Origin of the sequence: Micromonospora sp. A3M-1-15 (genome assembly GCF_024213425.1) — a bacterium.
Classification (GTDB): Bacteria; Actinomycetota; Actinomycetes; order Mycobacteriales; family Micromonosporaceae; genus Micromonospora; species Micromonospora chersina.
On record NZ_JANAVK010000001.1, the window covers coordinates 1,190,818 to 1,206,628 of the forward strand.

Below are 15,811 nucleotides of genomic sequence, written 5' to 3' on the forward strand. Positions count from 1 at the left end.
CCGGGGCTCAGCGGGTGCCGGCGGCGCGCGCCGCGCGCTCGTCGGCGGTCGAGTCGCTCCCGGTGCCGGCCGGGCCGGCAGCCGAACCGTTCGCCGTGCCGTCGGTGTGGCCTGTTGACGGGCCGGCTGCCGGGCCGCGGCGGCGGGCCAGCCAGAACAGGCCGCCGCCGAGGGCGAAGGTGAGCAGCACGCCGAGCACGCCGGACAGGCCGGTGGAGAGGAAGCCGTTGCTCACCCCCCGGATGCCGTAGTCGGCGAGCGGGCTGTCGGCCAGCTCGTGGTCCTTCGCCTGCTGGGCCGGGCAGCTGCCGCCGGCGATCTCGTGGTCGGCGTTCACCGTGCAGCCCTTGAGCAGCGACGAGTCGAGCCCGTCCGGGTGCGCCGAGGCGTAGTTGCTGACGACGCCGGCCAGCAGCAGGGCGACCAACAGGCCGCCGAGGACGAACGGCCAGGGACGCTTGCTCATCGGGCACCTCCGGCGACCGGGACGGCGGGAGCCGGCACGGCCGGCTTCAGGGCGCGCAGGGCGTACACCAGGTCGGGGCGGACCTTGGCGACGGTGACCACGGTGGTCGCGGTGATCAGACCCTCGCCAATGCCGATCAGCAGGTGGACCCCGGCCATCGTGCCGGCCAGCCCGGTGAGGTTGCCGCCCAGGTCGGTGGTGCCGCCCAGCCAGTACTGGAGCACGAAGCCCTGGGACGCCACCACGACGCTGACCAGCGCGGAGACGAAGGCGGTGACGGCGAGCCCGGCCGGGGTGCGCGGCAGAAGCCGCAGCAGCAGCGCGATCAGCAGGTACGCGGCCGCGGTGCCGAGGATCGCCATGTTGGTGATGTTGAGGCCGAGCATGGCCACCCCGCCGTCGCCGAACACCAGCGCCTGCACGACAAGCACCACGGCGACGCAGAGCGCGCCGACCCACGGACCGACCAGCATGGCGGCGAGGGCGCCACCGAGCAGGTGGCCGCTGACACCGGCCGTGAAGATCGGGAAGTTGAGCATCTGCACGGCGAAGATGAACGCGGCCACCAGGCCGGCCATCGGTGCCAGCCGGTCGTCGAGGTCGCGGCGCCCGCGCAGCACGCAGAAGGTGAGCACGGCCAGCGCGAGGGCCGCGAACACCGCGGCGACGGGACCGTCGATGATCCCGTTCGAGATGTGCATCGCCAGGGTTTCCACCCGCTGAGCTTATTTGCGTACGGTCGTTGTTGCCAATCCCTTGCAACAAGCCATGGTGATCATCACGGGGACGGCGCGTCGCCACCCGCACGGGACCGCACGGCGGCGGTATCGTCAGCGCCATGACCGACCGCCTGAACCCCGGCGACCCCGCCCCCGAGTTCACCCTCCCCACCGACAGCGGCGGGACCCTGTCCCTGGCCGACCTGCGCGGCCGCAAGGTCATCCTGTACGCGTACCCGGCCGCCATGACCCCCGGCTGCACCAAGCAGGCCTGCGACTTCCGCGACTCGCTCGCCTCGCTCCAGGCCGCCGGCTACGAGGTCGTCGGCATCTCCCCCGACAAGCCGGAGAAGCTGGCCAAGTTCCGCGACCGGGACGCCATCACCTTCCCGCTGGTCGCCGACACCGACAAGGCCGTGCTGACCGCGTACGGCGCGTTCGGCGAGAAGCAGATGTACGGCCGGACCGTCACCGGCGTGATCCGCTCGACCTTCGTCGTCGACGAGGACGGGAAGATCGAGCGGGCGCTGTACAACGTCAAGGCCACCGGGCACGTCGCCAAGCTGCGCCGGGACCTCGGCCTCGACTGAACCTGTCGCAGGCCGCCGCTACGGTCTGCGCATGCCTCGATACAGATACTCCCCTGAGGCACTGACCGCAGCAGCCGCAGAGGCACGGAGCATCGCGGAGGTGCTTCGGCTGCTGCGCATACGAATGAGCGGCGGCTCGCACGCCCACATCAGCCGGCAGCTCAAGCGCTTCGGCATCGACACCTCACACTTCACCGGGCAGCGGCACAGCCGCGGAGTGCGGGGTCGTCGGCAGGCGTCGTCGCAGATTCTGGTCCGGCTGCCACCGGACGCGGCCAGAACACCCGGCTTCCGGCTCCGGCGCGCCCTTGCCGCCATCGGCGTGCCCGAACGATGTGAGATCTGCGGCCTCGGTCCCAGGTGGCAGGACGCTCCGCTCATCCTCCACGTCGACCACATCAACGGCGACCGGCTCGACAACAGGCCGCCCAACCTGCGGTTACTGTGCCCCAACTGTCACAGCCAGACGGCGACCTTCGCCGGCCGCGCCCGGGCCCAGGTCGGCGCGCCAGCCTCGTCGGACATCTCGGCTCGCAGCGAATCGGGCGACGGACCGATTCCGGATGCCGCAACCCTGGTCAGGCGGATCAGCGCCGGTGACGTGACGACGGTGGAGGCCGCTCGCCTGCTGGGCTGCACGAGAGACCACGTGAGCAGGTTGCGGCGGCGTCTCGAAGCAACTGGAACCATCGCACCGCGAACGCGCAGCCATGACCGGCCGGTCCAGCACCGGTTCCGCGATTCCGTCATCCGGTTCGCACTCGCGCACCCTGAGGCCGGATCCCGGAAGATCGCCGAGGCGCTGACCGGCGCCTCGGGCACCGGCACGGCGATCAGTCATCGCACGGTCCAAGTGATCCTCCGGGAGGCTGGGCTCACCACGCCGGAGGCCCGACGCTCTAGACTCAGCAGGTCTGCGGGAGTGGCGTAACAGGCAGCCGCGATAGGTTTAGGTCCTATTGTCCGAAAGGACGTGGGGGTTCGACTCCCCTCTCCCGCACTGGCCCGGTGTCGTGAAGGTCACGAACGCGGGTTCGCGTGGCGTCGCCTCGCGCAGGATGGCGGGCGTGAACCTGCGTTTCGTCCTGGACCCCGACCTCACCCCCGAGCTGCGCGAGCAGATCATCGCCCTCTGGGTGGACGTGACCAACGCCGGCGGCGCCGTCGGCTTCGTCGCACCGGTGACCGAGGCCGAGGTGCGGCCCATGGCCGCGACGACCTTCGCCGCCATCAGCGACGGCCCGGACCGGCTGCTGGCCGGCTACGAGGGGGACCGCCTCGTCGGCGTCCTGATCATCGCGGACAACCGGTTCCACCTGAAGACGCACTGGCGGGTGCTGAAGCGGGTCATGGTGCATCCCGACACGCAGGGGCGCGGCCACGGCGCGGCGATGATGCGCGAGGCCGAGCGGATCGGCCGGGAGCTGGGTCTGGCGGCGTTGCACGTGACGGTCCGGGACGGGCTGGGCCTCGGTGGTTTCTACGAGCGCCTCGGCTACCGCGAGGTCGGGCGGCTGCCCGGCGCGCTGCGGCTCGCGCCGGGGGACGACCGGGACGAGGTCTTCATGTGGCTCGACCTGGACTCCGCCGCGGCCTGACTCCACCTCCGCCGCGCGGTCAGCCGCAGCCGGCGGGGACCGGGGCGACGGTGGCCGGCGGGGCGGCGGCCGCGTCCACGACGGCGGGAGTGCCGGGCGGTGCCGTGGTCGACGGAGTGGCCGAGACGCTCGGCCGAGGGCCGGGCCGGGCCGACGGCGAGCGGCTGGGCGTGGCCGACCGGGCCGGGGCGCCGTACATCCGGACGGTGCTGCGCTGCACCTGGCCGGGGAGCATCCGGATGCCGGTGGCGGTGGCGCGGTGGCCGTACGCGTCGGTGACCCGGATGGTGTACGGCCCGGGGCCGGCACCGGAGGGGATGAGCCAGTAGTCGTAGTCCTCGCGGGCCGCGGCGCGCCAGGACCCGCCCTGCCGCACCTCGACGGCGCGCAGCGGGTTGCCGTGGTCGCCGACCAGGACGGCGAACCACCACTGTGAGGCGCCCTCCTTGACGCGGAAGGTGAGCGGGCCGGGCAGCGGCGGGTCGACGACCGCGCGGTAGCTGATTTTGACGACGCCCTGGACGGGGTCGGCGATCCGGGCGAACGCCTCGGCGGAGAGGTCGAGGTGGCCGGGATCGCACTCCGGGCACTGGTCCATGACGACGACCCGGACGGTGCCCTTGGGGCCGGTGACGTCGAGGTGGCCGCCGCAGGACGCGCCGGCCGCGTACTCGTCGGGGCCGAGGGCGACGTAGAGGCGGTTGGCGGGCGCGGCGGGCCGGGAGCAGTTGCCGCCGGCTCCGTTCGAGTCGTAGAAGGTGGCCTTTCCGGTGTGGACGGTGCCGCCGAGCGGAGGTGCGGCGAGCGCCCCGGCGGGCAGGGCGCGGGGCGGCGGGGCGGCGCAGGCGGGGGCGGCGCCGCCGCGTACCGCGAGGGTCACGGCGACCACGGCGGCGAGCGCGGCGAGGCCGCCGGCGGCGAGCCACCGGCGCGGGCCGGTCGGGGCACGGCGGCGGCCGGCCCGGCTGGGCCGGTGCGCGTCCCCGGCGGGGGTCGGGCGGCTGGGAGCGCTGCCGTCGGTCACGCCGGTCGATGCTGCCGGACGGGCGGGGCGCCGGACAAGCGGGCTAAGCGAAAGCTAAGACGGCAGGTCTGTCACCAGGCGACGCCGATGCCGTCGCCCGGGTACCAGTGCCGGGCCGGGGTCTCCCGGTAGGCGAGGAACCGGCGCCCGGTCCGTTCGGCGTGCTCGGCGAGGACGTTGGTGGCGGTGACGTTGTCGGTGAGCAGCACGGCGCCGGGGGCGAGCTTGGGTTCGACCGCCTCGAACTCGCTGCGTTCGTGCACCCGGCTGTGGTCGCTGTCGTGGAGGAAGAGGTCGACCGGCCGGTCGAGCGCGCCGATGGAGGCGACCGAGTCGCCGATGACGAGGTCGACCACGTCGGCCCACGGGGTGGCCCGGGCCAGGTAGCCGGCCTCGGGGTTGATGTCGAGCGAGGTGAGCCGGCCGGGGTGGCCCTCGGCGGCGTTGCGGAGCAGGGCGGCGGCCAGGACGCAGCTGCCGAGGCCCTTGTCCACTCCGGTCTCGACGACGTGGGCGGGTTTGCGGGCGCGGACGATGGCGTACCAGCCGATCCGGCGGGCGTAGCGGACCTGCCGGTCGGCGAGGCCGCGGCGGGAGGCGGTGGCGGTGGCGGTCTCGATGTGGGCGCGCAGCTTGTCGTCGCCCTCGATCTCGGCGAACCAGCGGCGCACCTGCCCGACGGGGACGTCGCAGGTGACGCTGACGAACCAGGCCAGGTGGTGCCGGCTGAGCTTGGTCAGCTCGTACGTGTAGTTGTGGTGCTCCCTGGAGGTGAGCAGCCATCGGGCGGAGGTGCGCAGCACCCGGGCGTCGTGCCGCGCCACCCGGGCGAGGCGCTTGGGGAAGGCGGCGACCGGCGCCAGCCGGGTCCGGGCGATGGCCCGACGGAGCTTCGTTGCATCCACCCGTGACGTTGTACCAGGTTCGGGGTGACGGTTGAGGAGGAAAGCGCCGAACGGGTGGCGGAGGCTGGCCGGTCGGACGAGGGTCGGCGTGACGGAACGTGAGTCAGTAGCATCGCGGCCATGTCAGATCGCCACCCGCTCGCCCACCCCGACACCCGTTTCCCGACGTCGGGAGTGGACCACGGCGCGGCGGAGGAGGAGAACCTGACACCGACGCCACGTCGCCGCCGCGGCCGGCGGATCACCCTGATCGTGCTGCTGGTGTTGGCACTGCTCGCCGGTGGCGGCCTGCTCGCCGGTGGCCTGTACTACCGGTCGGTCAATTCCTCGATCGACCGGATGGACGCGTTCACCGGGGTGCCTGAGGAGGCCCGACCGCCGGTCGTGGCCAAGGGCGCCATGAACATCATGATCCTGGGCAGCGACTCCCGCGACCCGGAGAACACCGGGGGGTCCCGGAGCGACACGATCATCCTGGCGCACCTGCCGAAGGACCGGTCGAGCGCACAGCTCATCTCGATCCCGCGGGACACCTGGACGGCCGTCCCTCGCTCGAAGGAGGGCCGGGGCGGCCGGGACGCCAAGATCAACGCAGCGTACGCGTGGGGTGGCGTGCCGCTGATGGTGCAGACCGTGGAGAAGTTCACCGGTGTGCGTGTCGACCACGTGACCATGGTGGACTTCGCCGGCTTCAAGGAGATCGTCGACGCGCTGGGCGGCATCGAGATCGACGTCGAGCAGGACTTCACCTCGACCCACTCGCTCGACTCGAGCGGCAAGCGGGAGTTCGTCAAGGGCCGGCAGACCATGGACGGGGCCACCGCGCTGGACTACGCCCGGGAGCGGTACGCCTTCGCCAACGGCGACTTCACCCGGATCAAGCATCAGCAGCAGGTCATCAAGGCGATCCTCGACAAGGCGGCCTCCGGCGGCACGCTGAGCAGCCCCACGAAGCTGAATTCGTTCGTCCGGGCCACCGCGAATTCGGTGGCCGTCGACAAGTCGATGTCCCTTGTGGACCTGGCGATGGAGATGCGTCACCTGCGCAGCGGCAACCTCGGGTTCTACACCTGCCCGGTGAAGGGAACCGGCCGGGTGGGCAGTGAGAGCGTGGTGTTCGCGGACTCGGCGAAGGCCAAGACCCTCTTCAACGCGGTCCGCCGCGACTCGGTCCCGGAGATTCTTTCCGCCGGGAAGTAGGACGTGGGATTGGCGTCCCGGCTCTGGCGGTCAGGCCTGCGCGCTCATATCCTTCGATCGCCCTCACTGTGCTCGCGCCGGGGAGGGCAGTCACGGGGGAGGATCCACCATGTCAGGCCAACCGGCCACGACAGAGCCGGCGGCGACCGGTCGTTGGCACGAGCCACCGCAGATCATGACGCGGCGGCCCGAGACGGACAGAGGCACGACGGCGCCGGCGCCCGTCCCTGACGCCCGGCCGAGGAACGGACCGGCGCCGGCGGCGGAGCCGCGCAGCGGTCTCGACACGACCGCGGTGCTGCCGTACGCCAGTTCCCGGGCCTCGACCCGGACGCGCCGGCTCCGGGCCTGGATGATGACGGCACCGGTCGACGTCGTCGCGCTGCTCGCGCCGCTGCTGGTGACCCAGAACTACTGGCGCGGCACGCTGGCCAACGCCGTCCTCACGGTGTCCGTCTTCGCGGCCGGCGGGCTCTACCGGGCGCGCCGGCACCTCAGCATCCTGGACGAGCTGCCGAGCCTCTCCGGGCGGCTGTTGGCCTCCGGTGCGGTGGTCGCCATCGTGGCGGCCTACCGGCATGACTCGGTGCCGTACGTCAGTGGATTCATGCACGGCGTGGCACTCTCCGCCGCTCTCGTGGTGCTGGGGCGGGCGTGCAGCCGGAAGGTGACCCTCCTCGCCCGCCGCCGCCGGTGGGTGGAGCACAACGCGATAGTCGTCGGCGCCGGCCCGATCGGGGTGGAGCTGGCCCGGCTGCTGCGTCGCTACCCCAGGTACGGTCTGCGTTTCGTGGGCTCCGTCGACACCGCCGCACCGCAGCACGGTGCGGCGGTCCCGCTGATCGGCACCCTGGACGACCTCGAGCATCTGGTCCGATTGCTGGAGTGCGAGGTGCTGGTCATCGCGGACCCGGACTGCACGGAGTCGGTTCTCATGGAGACGCTGCTCCGGCAGGCCGATTCCGGTTGTGACCTGTGGGCGGTGCCGCGGCTGTGGGGTTCCCGTTCGCACGGCGGCTACCCCGACCACATCGGCGCCATCCCGATCGTGAAGATCGGCGACACCACCTTCTCCGGCCCGCGGTGGGCCGTGAAGCGCGCCTCCGATGTGGTCCTCGCCACGGCGGCGCTGCTGATGTTGAGTCCGGTGCTGCTGCTGTGCGCGATCGCCACGTTCCTCGACGGTGGTCGTGGCATCTTCTTCCACCAGGAGCGGATCGGCCGCTACGGCAAGCCGTTCCAGGTGGTCAAGTTCCGGTCGATGCGACCGGTGGACGAGCACGAGTCGCAGACGAACTGGTCCATCGCGCACGACCGCCGGGTCGGGCCGATCGGGCGGTTCATGCGCCGTACGTCGCTGGACGAGCTGCCCCAGCTGTGGAGCATCCTGCGCGGGGAGATGAGCGTGGTCGGGCCGCGGCCGGAGCGGCCGTACTTCGTGGAGAAGTTCTCCGCCGAGTACCCGAACTACGCGATGCGCCACCGGGTGCCGGTCGGGCTGACCGGGCTGGCCCAGGTCAGTGGCCTGCGGGGGGACACCCCGATCTCGGACCGGGCGAGGTTCGACAACTACTACATCGAGAACTGGTCGCTCTGGCTGGACGTCAAGGTGATCCTGCGGACCGTCGCGGAGGTGTTCCGGGCGGGCGGACGCTGAGCGGCCAACCGGCCGTCCTCAGTCGACGGTGAGCAGCGGCAGCGGCCTGGCCCGGTAGCCGCTGCCCAGGTAGCGGTCGGGGTCGGCGTCGAGCACCGAGGCCAGGACCGTGCCGAAGACGTCCCGGAAGTCCACCGTGGCCTTCAGGTCACCGTCGTCCAGGTCGGTGAGGCTCGGCTGCTCGCCGTGGAACCCGCCGGCCACGGCCGGCCCCAGGACGAACACCGGCCCGGCCGTGCCGTGATCGGTGCCCTGCGAGGCGTTGGCGCGCACGCGCCGGCCGAACTCGCTGTAGACGACCACGGTCACGTGGCGGCCCTCCTCGGTGCGCGCCATCCGCGCCACGAAGGCGGACAGCGCGCGGTCGAGCCGGGTGAGCAGGCTCTCGTGCCCGGCCCGCTCCATCGCGTGGGTGTCGAACCCGTCGAGGCTCACCGAGTAGACCTGGGTGGGCACCCCGGCCTCGACGCACCGGGCCACGAGCGCCAGCTGGGTCTCCAGGACGCTGCGGCTGCCCGGGCCGGTGGTGAGGACCTCCTGCTCGACGCCGCCCGGGGTGGGGCTCTGGTGCTGTTCGGCGTTGCGGACCAGCTGCTCCACCCGGAGCAGGTCGCCGTAGGCGCGCGCGGCGCGGGCCTGCAGCTCCGGCTCGCCGGGCTCCCCCCGGCCGAGGGCGGCGACGGCGTCGGCGCTGATGCCCGGGGGCAGTTCGAGGCCGCCGACGTTGACGCAGGAACCGGCCCGGGTCTCCCCCGCGAGCACCGGGGGCAGCACCGGTTCGAAGCTGACGGCGGCCTCCGGCGCGGCCTTCGTGCCGTCGAGCCAGCGGCCCACCCAGCCGGTCGTCACCGGGTCGGCCGGGGACGCGGTCTGCCAGATGTCCATGGACCTGAAGTGGCTGCGGTCCGGCCGCGGGTAGCCCACCCCGAGGACGACCGCCAGCCGCTTCTCGTCCCAGAGCTGCTTCATGCCCCGCATGACCGGGTTCAGGCCCAGGGCGTCGTCCAGGTGCAGCACCTTCCCGGGGTCGTACGCCAGCTCCGGCCGCGCGTCGTGGTAGGCGGGATCGGTGTAGGGGACGACGGTGTTCAACCCGTCGTTGCCGCCGTAGAGGGTCACCAGGACGAGCTTCTTCGACGGCGCGGCCGCGCGGTCCTGCCCCGCGGTCCGCAGCAGCTGGGCGAGGCCCATCCCGCCGGCGCCGGCCGCGAGCGCGGCACCCGCGGTGACGCCCGAGGCGAGCAGGAACCGACGTCGGGTCTGTGGATTCATCGTCATGTCACCAGGTATTCCGGACTCGCCAGCCCCAGGGTCAACAGCTGCCGCCGGTCCTGCGTGCCGCGCAGCACCGCGTAGGTGCGATTCGTCCAGCGGTCGACGCCGAGCAGGTACGCCAGGCTCTCCGGGGTCAACTGGTCGACCGGCGCCTGCTCGGCCACACGACCGGCCAGCCGCAGGCGGACCTGCGCGGCGGCGGAGGTCAACCAGGAGCCGCCGGAGGGCCAGCCGCCCACGTTGGGCGGCGCGAACGGCAGCTGCCCCAGGTTCTCCAGGTCGTGCAGGACGGCCTTGCGGGTCTCCGCGGGCAGGTTGGCCGGTCGCACCCCCAGCTGCCGCAGTGCCCCGACGAGCCACTCGACCGGCTGCTTCACCATGGTGCCGGCGGTCGCCTGGAACGCCTCGTCGGCGAGCAGCACCCGGAGCATGGCCATCGGCGCCGGGAAGGCGCGCACCATCTTGTCCTGGAGCCCCTTCGGAATCGGCCGGGTGGACGAGCCGTAGCGGAACCAGAGGCGGGCGGCGACGAACCGGGGACAGGCCTCCTGGGTCAGCAGCAGGTCGACGAGGCTCTGCGCGGTGAAGGTGTCGGTGCGGCCCAGGATGGTCTTGCGGCCGTCGTCGTGGGCGCGCGGGTCGAACACCGACCGGCCCATGGTGAGGCTGAACCGCCAGCCGGTCAGCGCCCGCCCCGCCTCTTTGACGTCCTTCTCGGTGTAGTTGCCGATCCCCAACAGGAACAGCTCGCACAGCTCGCGGGCCAGGTTCTCGTTCGGCGCCTGCCGGGTGTTGAGGTGCCCGTCCAGGTAGTGGTTCAGCGCCGCGTCGACGACCATCCGCCGGGCCATCACGGTGAAGTCGGTCGCGCCGCGCAGCGTGCGGTGCTGGCTGAGCATCAGCTGAGGGCTGCGCACCTTCTTGACCGAGGTGGCCCAGTGCCCGTGCCAGAAGAAGACCAGCTTCTCGACGGCGTGGTGGCTGGCCACCGTCATCCGGTTCAGCCACCACTCGGTGATCTGCGCGGTCTGCTCGTCGCGGAGGTCCTCCAGCCGGACCTTCTCCTCATAGGTCAGGTCGCGCTTGCCCGCGTACGCGTCGGGCCCGAGGTCCGGGACGGGCGCGCCCGTCGCGCCGACGTCCGGGCCGGGCGGGGCGGTCAGTCCGGTCAGTGCGGCGGCGTAGCCGGCCTGGCGAGCGGCGGCGAGCTCGACCGCGGTCGGGCCGAATCCGGCACGCCGCAGCAGCAGGCCGACAGTGTCGCTCATGACGACAACCTTAACGAGCGCCGCCGGTCAGGACAGACCGGTGCCCGACGCGACAGCTGTCGGTCGTGGACGGTCACGGGCCGGCAGCGCGACGAGAACCAGCGAGTAGACGACCATCCCGACGGCCGACGCGACAAGATAGCCGGACGGCCCGAACTGGACGGTCAGCAGCGGCGCGGCGAGCACGGTCAGGCCGAGCATCACATAGCGGGCGCGCAGGAGCAGGGCGAACTCACCCCGGATGAACCTGCTCAACGAGCAGCCGTAGGAGAACCCGAGCGCCGTCTTCTCCAGCCCGGCGGCGACCAGGACCCAGCCCACCGGGAGGAACGACAGCGCGGGGACCAGGCCCTGCCCGACGAGCACCGCCAGCCCGAGGGCGACCGAACCGGCGGCCATGAACGCCCACGCCTGCGCCCCGTCGCGCAGGTCCTGCCGCCGGGTCGTGCCGGCGTCGGCCTTGCGCTGGTAGACCAGCACCCGCCGGACGGTGATCGACACGAACGCCAACGGCCCGAACAGCTGCTGGGTGATGCGGATGACGCCGAGCGTGGCGGCCTCGGCGACGAACGCGGTGACCTGCAGGGCGAGCACCGGGGTGAGACCGACGAGCAGGGCGTCCAGGGAGGCCGCGCCCATCACGCCCCGCCGGGACCGCACCCAGCCGGGCAGCCCGGTGAAGCGCGGCCGCCGCTCGGGTCGGCCGACGGCGGCCAGGAGGAACACCACGTTCACCACGGTCCAGGACAGGCAGACGGCCAGCGGCGAACGGGTGGCGGCGACCACCAGCACGACGAGCTGCGCGGCCAACCACGCGGCCGTCTCCAGGAAGACGGACCGGGCGGCGCCGGCCGCCACCCCGGCCGCCCGGCCGATGTCGAGCGCGATGGCGAACGGGATGCCGGCAGAGTAGGCGACGGCCAGCTCGATCGACCCGCCCGACACCGCGAGCGCCGACACCACGGCCAGCACCGCGCCGGCGAGCCCGCCGGTCAACGCGGCGGCCACCGACCGCTGGCAGTCCGTCCGCTCGGCGGTCCGCTCGGCGTGTGATTCGGCGAGCAGCGTCGCCTCGGCGAGGGACCGCTGAAGGACGCCGCAGGTCAGTTGGAACACCAGCATCGCGGGCGCGGTGGCGCCGACCGCGGACAGGTCGCCGGCGTAGCCGAGGGCGAGGCTGAAGACCAGGCTGGTGCCCATGAGGGCCAGCTGCCCGAGGGTCAGCGCGAGCCGGGCCCAGTTCCGTCCGGTCCGCGGCGGGGCGAGCGTCCCGGTCACGGCCGCCGCCCCACCGTCACGTCGTCCGCGCCGGACCACGCCTGCCGGGTGGCGGCCACGACGGCCTGCGGCAGCGTCATCGGCACGCCATCCGGCCGGGCGCCCGAGGGCGCCGCGTCAGCCAGCAGCGCATCGAGCGCGGCCGCGGCCGCGGCCGGGTCCTGGAAGTCGGCGTACGCGTAGGCGCCACCGGAGACGACGGCCGCCTCGGGCAGTCCGCCGAGCGGTGAGACCAGCATGGGCGTCCCGGTGCGCCCGACCTCGACGGCGACCCGGCCGAACGGCTCCGCCCAGCGGGACGGGATGAGGGCGACATCGACCGCGTCGCAGAATGCGTCGACCGTCATGTGGCCGGCCAGGTCCAGGTCGACCTCCTCCGAACGCGCCAGCTCGGCCAGTGTCCGCGTGTAGTCGGGCTGCCCCTCCCCCGCGACCAGCATCCGCACGCGGATGCCCGTGCTCCGCTGGTGGGCGCCCGCCGTGCGGATGGCCGACTCGACGCCCTTCACCGGGTCGAGACGGCCGAGGTACCCGACCACCAGCCGGGTCTCGTCGACGCGCCGCGCCGGGCGTACCGCTTCCGGCGGGCCGATGAGCGGGTAACCGACGAGACTCGCCGCCGGGGTGGTCAGGCCGGCCTCGACGAGTTCGTCGCGGACGAAGCGGGAGACGCAGACGCTCACGGCGCCGCGTGGGGTGGCGCCCCGCATGATCCCGGCCTTGACCCGGCATTCCCCACACACCGTCTCGCAGGTACGGGAGTCCTTCAGTCGCGACCGGCGCCAGCACGTGTCGCTCAGGTCGTGGAAGACCCGGACGTAGCGCAGCCCGCGCGCCCGCACCCAGCGGGGCAACCAGGGACCGGTGCGGGAGATGTTCGTGGCCACCACGGCGTCGGGCCGGAACGTCCGGATCCGGCGCGTCAGGCGGAACGCGACCAGGGGCAGCAGCCAGGCGGTCAGAAACTCCAGCCCCCGCCGGATCCGGGTATCGGCGTGGCGCCGGCGGGCGAAGGGCCGCCGGACGGCGTGCACGGTGAGCGGACCGTCGGCGTACGTCGAATCGGTGGTGGACGGCACGAAGACCGACACGTCGGCGTAGCCGGCCAGGTCGTGTGCGGCCGCCCGGGCGGACCGCTCGGCGCCGCCGACCTCGTCCGGCCACCACCAGTCGGCGAGGACGGCGACCCTGGGCCGTGGTTCAGTCATGCGGCGCCATCTCCTCTGCTCTGGTGGGTGCCGCGGCCGGCGAGCCGTGGTCCACCGGTGGGGGCGGTCGGGTCAGCCGCCAGCCCCGGTCGGGCAGGGCGAGCACGCCCACGACGAGCACCGCGAACGCCGCGCCGACGAACGGGATCTGCGCGCCGAGGGGACCGCGCAGCAGGCCGATCTGGAAGGCGGCGAAGGTGACCGTGAGGGCCGTCCCCAGCCCGGCCGGCGTGGCCGTCAACGCACGGTCGAGACGCCGCGCGAGCCGCCCGTAGAAGAAGAACAGCACCACCACGCCGACGAAGGCGAACTCCAGGTACGTCTCGGCCCAGAACGGCAGGGCCAGGTTCTGGAAGGAGTAGCCCCGACTGGCCGCCACCTCGTTGCCGGCCGGGATCGCCTTCCCCTCCCACCACGAGCGGGGTACCCAGAACAGCAACGCGGAGACGAGGTGGTGACCCCAGCTGTGGCCGTGCACGCGGGCGTAGTAGACCGCGTTCACCGTCTGCTGGAACCCGTCGAAGTCCCACGTGTAGTAGGCGTCCAGGCCCAGCCGGAGGTCGCCGCGCGACCGCTCGTTGCGGAACAGGTTCGCCAGCGGGTAGAGCACGGCGAGGCCGGTGAGCATGCCGAGCGAGAACAGGGTCCGCCAGCGCTGCCGCTCGAACCGCACGATCGCCAGGCCGGCGGCGAGCAGAACGCCGAAGGCGGTGAACCGGTTCGCGGAGAGCGGGTTGTTGTAGACGACGTTGAGGAGCACCGCGGCGGCCGTGGTGCCCAGCAGCACCCACCGCGTCCTCGGGCCGGCACAGGTCCGGCTCCGCCAGCAGAGCAGACACAGCACCAGGGCGATCGCGGCGACGGCGGCCGGGAAGGTGCTGAGCAGGCCGAGCAGCGCCAGGTCCTGCCGGCTCTTCAGGCCCGCCTCGGCGATGGCGCGTTGGAGGTCGTCGCGGCTGCCGAAACGGACGGCCAGCCCGCCGGTCATCGGCAGGCAGACGGCGGCCAGCACCGCGGCGGTGGCGGTGACCGTCAGCGCCTTCTCGACGGTGATCGGCCTCCGGGGCGAGGTGCGCGACCGCGGCGCGGGCAGGCGACGGGTGTTACCGGCCCAGTAGGCCAGCACCGCGAACAGGAGGATGACCTGCGCGCTGACGTAGTACTGGTCCAGGGGCAGGTCGGGCCAGGGCAGCCGCCGGTCCCGGATCTGCAGCAGCGGCGCGAAACCGACCCAGACCACGACGAAGGCCCAGAACGTCACGGAGACCGGGCTGAACGACGCCGACCGGGTCGTCCGGTAGAGGGCCGTGAGGCACACCGCCACCACGACGAGGCCGAGCACACCGGCGACGGTCGGTCGGGGCAGCACGGTCGTCACCCCGAGGGCCGCGACGACGGCCACCACCGCGACGGTCACGACCAGGGCGGGGCCGTCCAGCCTGCGGGGGCGCGGGGCGGGCCGGGCGTCCTCAGGCGGTCTCATCGGCCACCCACGAGGCGACGTTGGCGCGGAATACCGCGACGGAGAACCGCGCGGCGTGGGCCTGGACCCGATCCCGGTCCAGATCGTCGACGTGCCGCAGCATGGCGGCGTACGCCCGGGGGTCGTCCGAGTCGACCAGGAAGCCGGTCTCGCCGTCGACGACCGTCTCCACCACCCCGCCCCGGCGCAGTCCCAGCACCGGGGTGCCGCAGGCCATCGCCTCCACCGGAATGATGCCGAAGTCCTCGTGGGTGGGGAAGAGCAGGCACCGCGCCCCCCAGTACAGCTCGCGGAGCCGGTCCCGGGACGGCTGCCGTTCGAAGCTGACGGGGACGGCGGCCCGGGCCGCCTGCCGGCGCAGGGCCTCCTCCTCCGGCCCCGACCCGGCGATCACCAGCGGCATCCCAGCGGCGTCGGCGATCTCGATCATCAGGTCGAACTTCTTGTACGGGATCCAGCGTCCGACCCCGAGCAGGTAGCCGCGGTCCTGTCGGCGCTGCCCGGCCGGGGCGTCGGTAAAGTGATCCACGTCGACCGGCGGGTGGATGATGCGCGCGTCGCGCCGCCAGAACCGCTGGATACGAGCCTGCACCTCCCGGGAGTTGGCGGCGTAGCTGTGGACGTGCCGGCTCAGCCGGACGTCGGCCCCCTGGAGCACGCGCCGGGGCACCGTCAGTACACCGTTGGAGCCCCGGCCGTCGAAGTCCGGGCTCCACAGGTAGCGGGCCGGCGAGTGGATGTAGCTCAGGTAGCGCGCGTCCGGCGAGGACCGGAACTTCACGGTGTGCGCGAAGGCGTGACTCGACGAGATGACCACGTCGAACCGCTCGCTGCTCAGCGTGCGCCAGGTCAGCGGCATCAGCGGCAACGCCAGCGCCTTGGACCGCCGCAGCGGGGTCCGGGCCAGCCACGACTCCTGGAGGTCGAGGCCGCGTCGCGCGTCGCGGTCGCGCCAGAGCACGAACCCCTTCGCGTCCGGCAGCACCTCCTGGATGGCCAGGAAGACGTTCTCCGAGCCGCCGGTGGCGCCGAACCACTCGTGCACCAGGGCGACCGACCGGCCGGCCAGCAGCGGGCCCCCCACGCCTCCGCCGGCAGGATCGACCTCGGCGACGTCGCCGTCCGGGCTGATCATTCCGC

15 protein-coding genes and 1 tRNA gene are annotated in these 15,811 nt (G+C 72.8%); 6 read left to right on the forward strand and 10 right to left on the reverse strand.

Features of this window, described 5'->3' with window-relative positions; genetic code table 11:
* Positions 1–7: 7 nt before the first annotated feature.
* The gene (locus NLX85_RS05435) at positions 8–466 is read right to left on the reverse strand and encodes a PDGLE domain-containing protein (protein ID WP_254331911.1); all 459 of its coding nucleotides are present in this window, start codon (positions 464–466) and stop codon (positions 8–10) included.
* Entirely contained in the window at positions 463–1,182 is a 720-nt protein-coding gene (locus tag NLX85_RS05440; RefSeq protein ID WP_254331912.1) for an energy-coupling factor ABC transporter permease, read from the reverse strand. The genes NLX85_RS05435 and NLX85_RS05440 overlap by 4 nt, the downstream gene beginning before the upstream one ends.
* 122 nt (positions 1,183–1,304) lie before the next feature.
* Between NLX85_RS05440 and bcp the strand changes: the two genes are divergently transcribed.
* The 4 genes from bcp to NLX85_RS05460 all read left to right on the forward strand — a co-directional run bounded on the left by bcp (position 1,305) and on the right by NLX85_RS05460 (position 3,373).
* Entirely contained in the window at positions 1,305–1,775 is a 471-nt protein-coding gene (bcp, locus tag NLX85_RS05445; protein ID WP_148427156.1) for a thioredoxin-dependent thiol peroxidase, read from the forward strand.
* A 100-nt stretch (positions 1,776–1,875) separates the two neighbouring features.
* Positions 1,876–2,706: a helix-turn-helix domain-containing protein gene (locus NLX85_RS05450; protein WP_254331913.1), complete on the forward strand. Its 831-nt coding sequence runs from the start codon at positions 1,876–1,878 to the stop codon at positions 2,704–2,706.
* A tRNA-Leu gene (locus tag NLX85_RS05455) sits at positions 2,692–2,775 on the forward strand. The genes NLX85_RS05450 and NLX85_RS05455 overlap by 15 nt, the downstream gene beginning before the upstream one ends.
* Positions 2,776–2,833: 58 nt before the next feature.
* Positions 2,834–3,373 (forward strand): GNAT family N-acetyltransferase, encoded by a 540-nt coding sequence (locus NLX85_RS05460; RefSeq protein WP_254331914.1) that lies wholly within the window; start codon positions 2,834–2,836, stop codon positions 3,371–3,373.
* A gap of 19 nt (positions 3,374–3,392) precedes the next feature.
* Here the strand turns inward: NLX85_RS05460 and NLX85_RS05465 are convergent, their stop codons facing one another.
* Positions 3,393–4,397, reverse strand: coding sequence for an expansin EXLX1 family cellulose-binding protein (locus NLX85_RS05465; RefSeq protein WP_308210666.1), 1,005 nt, complete (start codon positions 4,395–4,397; stop codon positions 3,393–3,395).
* A gap of 71 nt (positions 4,398–4,468) precedes the next feature.
* The gene (locus tag NLX85_RS05470) at positions 4,469–5,302 is read right to left on the reverse strand and encodes a class I SAM-dependent methyltransferase (protein WP_254331915.1); all 834 of its coding nucleotides are present in this window, start codon (positions 5,300–5,302) and stop codon (positions 4,469–4,471) included.
* Positions 5,303–5,422: 120 nt separating this feature from the next.
* Between NLX85_RS05470 and NLX85_RS05475 the strand changes: the two genes are divergently transcribed.
* Together NLX85_RS05475 and NLX85_RS05480 are read left to right on the forward strand one after the other, a co-directional pair.
* Complete coding sequence (locus NLX85_RS05475) at positions 5,423–6,502, forward strand: LCP family protein (protein WP_256566132.1); 1,080 nt, start codon at positions 5,423–5,425, stop codon at positions 6,500–6,502.
* Between the two features lie 355 nt (positions 6,503–6,857).
* On the forward strand, positions 6,858–8,159 hold the full coding sequence (locus NLX85_RS05480) for a sugar transferase (protein ID WP_254331916.1): 1,302 nt from the start codon (positions 6,858–6,860) through the stop codon (positions 8,157–8,159).
* Positions 8,160–8,177: 18 nt separating this feature from the next.
* On the opposite strand, the gene NLX85_RS05485 is transcribed toward NLX85_RS05480, so the two are convergent.
* Genes NLX85_RS05485 through NLX85_RS05510 form a run of 6 tightly spaced genes read right to left on the reverse strand, consistent with a single transcriptional unit; the run spans position 8,178 to position 15,806 of the window.
* Complete coding sequence (locus tag NLX85_RS05485) at positions 8,178–9,437, reverse strand: DUF1501 domain-containing protein (RefSeq protein ID WP_308210667.1); 1,260 nt, start codon at positions 9,435–9,437, stop codon at positions 8,178–8,180.
* Complete coding sequence (locus NLX85_RS05490) at positions 9,434–10,702, reverse strand: DUF1800 family protein (RefSeq protein ID WP_254331917.1); 1,269 nt, start codon at positions 10,700–10,702, stop codon at positions 9,434–9,436. Before NLX85_RS05490 ends, NLX85_RS05485 begins: the two co-directional genes overlap by 4 nt.
* A 27-nt stretch (positions 10,703–10,729) precedes the next feature.
* Positions 10,730–11,980, reverse strand: coding sequence for a hypothetical protein (locus tag NLX85_RS05495; RefSeq protein ID WP_254331918.1), 1,251 nt, complete (start codon positions 11,978–11,980; stop codon positions 10,730–10,732).
* Positions 11,977–13,188 carry a glycosyltransferase gene (locus NLX85_RS05500; RefSeq protein ID WP_254331919.1) on the reverse strand — a complete coding sequence of 404 codons (1,212 nt, stop codon included), beginning with the start codon at positions 13,186–13,188 and terminating at the stop codon, positions 11,977–11,979. The genes NLX85_RS05495 and NLX85_RS05500 overlap by 4 nt, the downstream gene beginning before the upstream one ends.
* Positions 13,181–14,671, reverse strand: coding sequence for a hypothetical protein (locus tag NLX85_RS05505; RefSeq protein WP_254331920.1), 1,491 nt, complete (start codon positions 14,669–14,671; stop codon positions 13,181–13,183). Before NLX85_RS05505 ends, NLX85_RS05500 begins: the two co-directional genes overlap by 8 nt.
* The gene (locus NLX85_RS05510; RefSeq protein WP_254333656.1) at positions 14,658–15,806 is read right to left on the reverse strand and encodes a glycosyltransferase; all 1,149 of its coding nucleotides are present in this window, start codon (positions 15,804–15,806) and stop codon (positions 14,658–14,660) included. The genes NLX85_RS05505 and NLX85_RS05510 overlap by 14 nt, the downstream gene beginning before the upstream one ends.
* Positions 15,807–15,811: the final 5 nt, after the last annotated feature.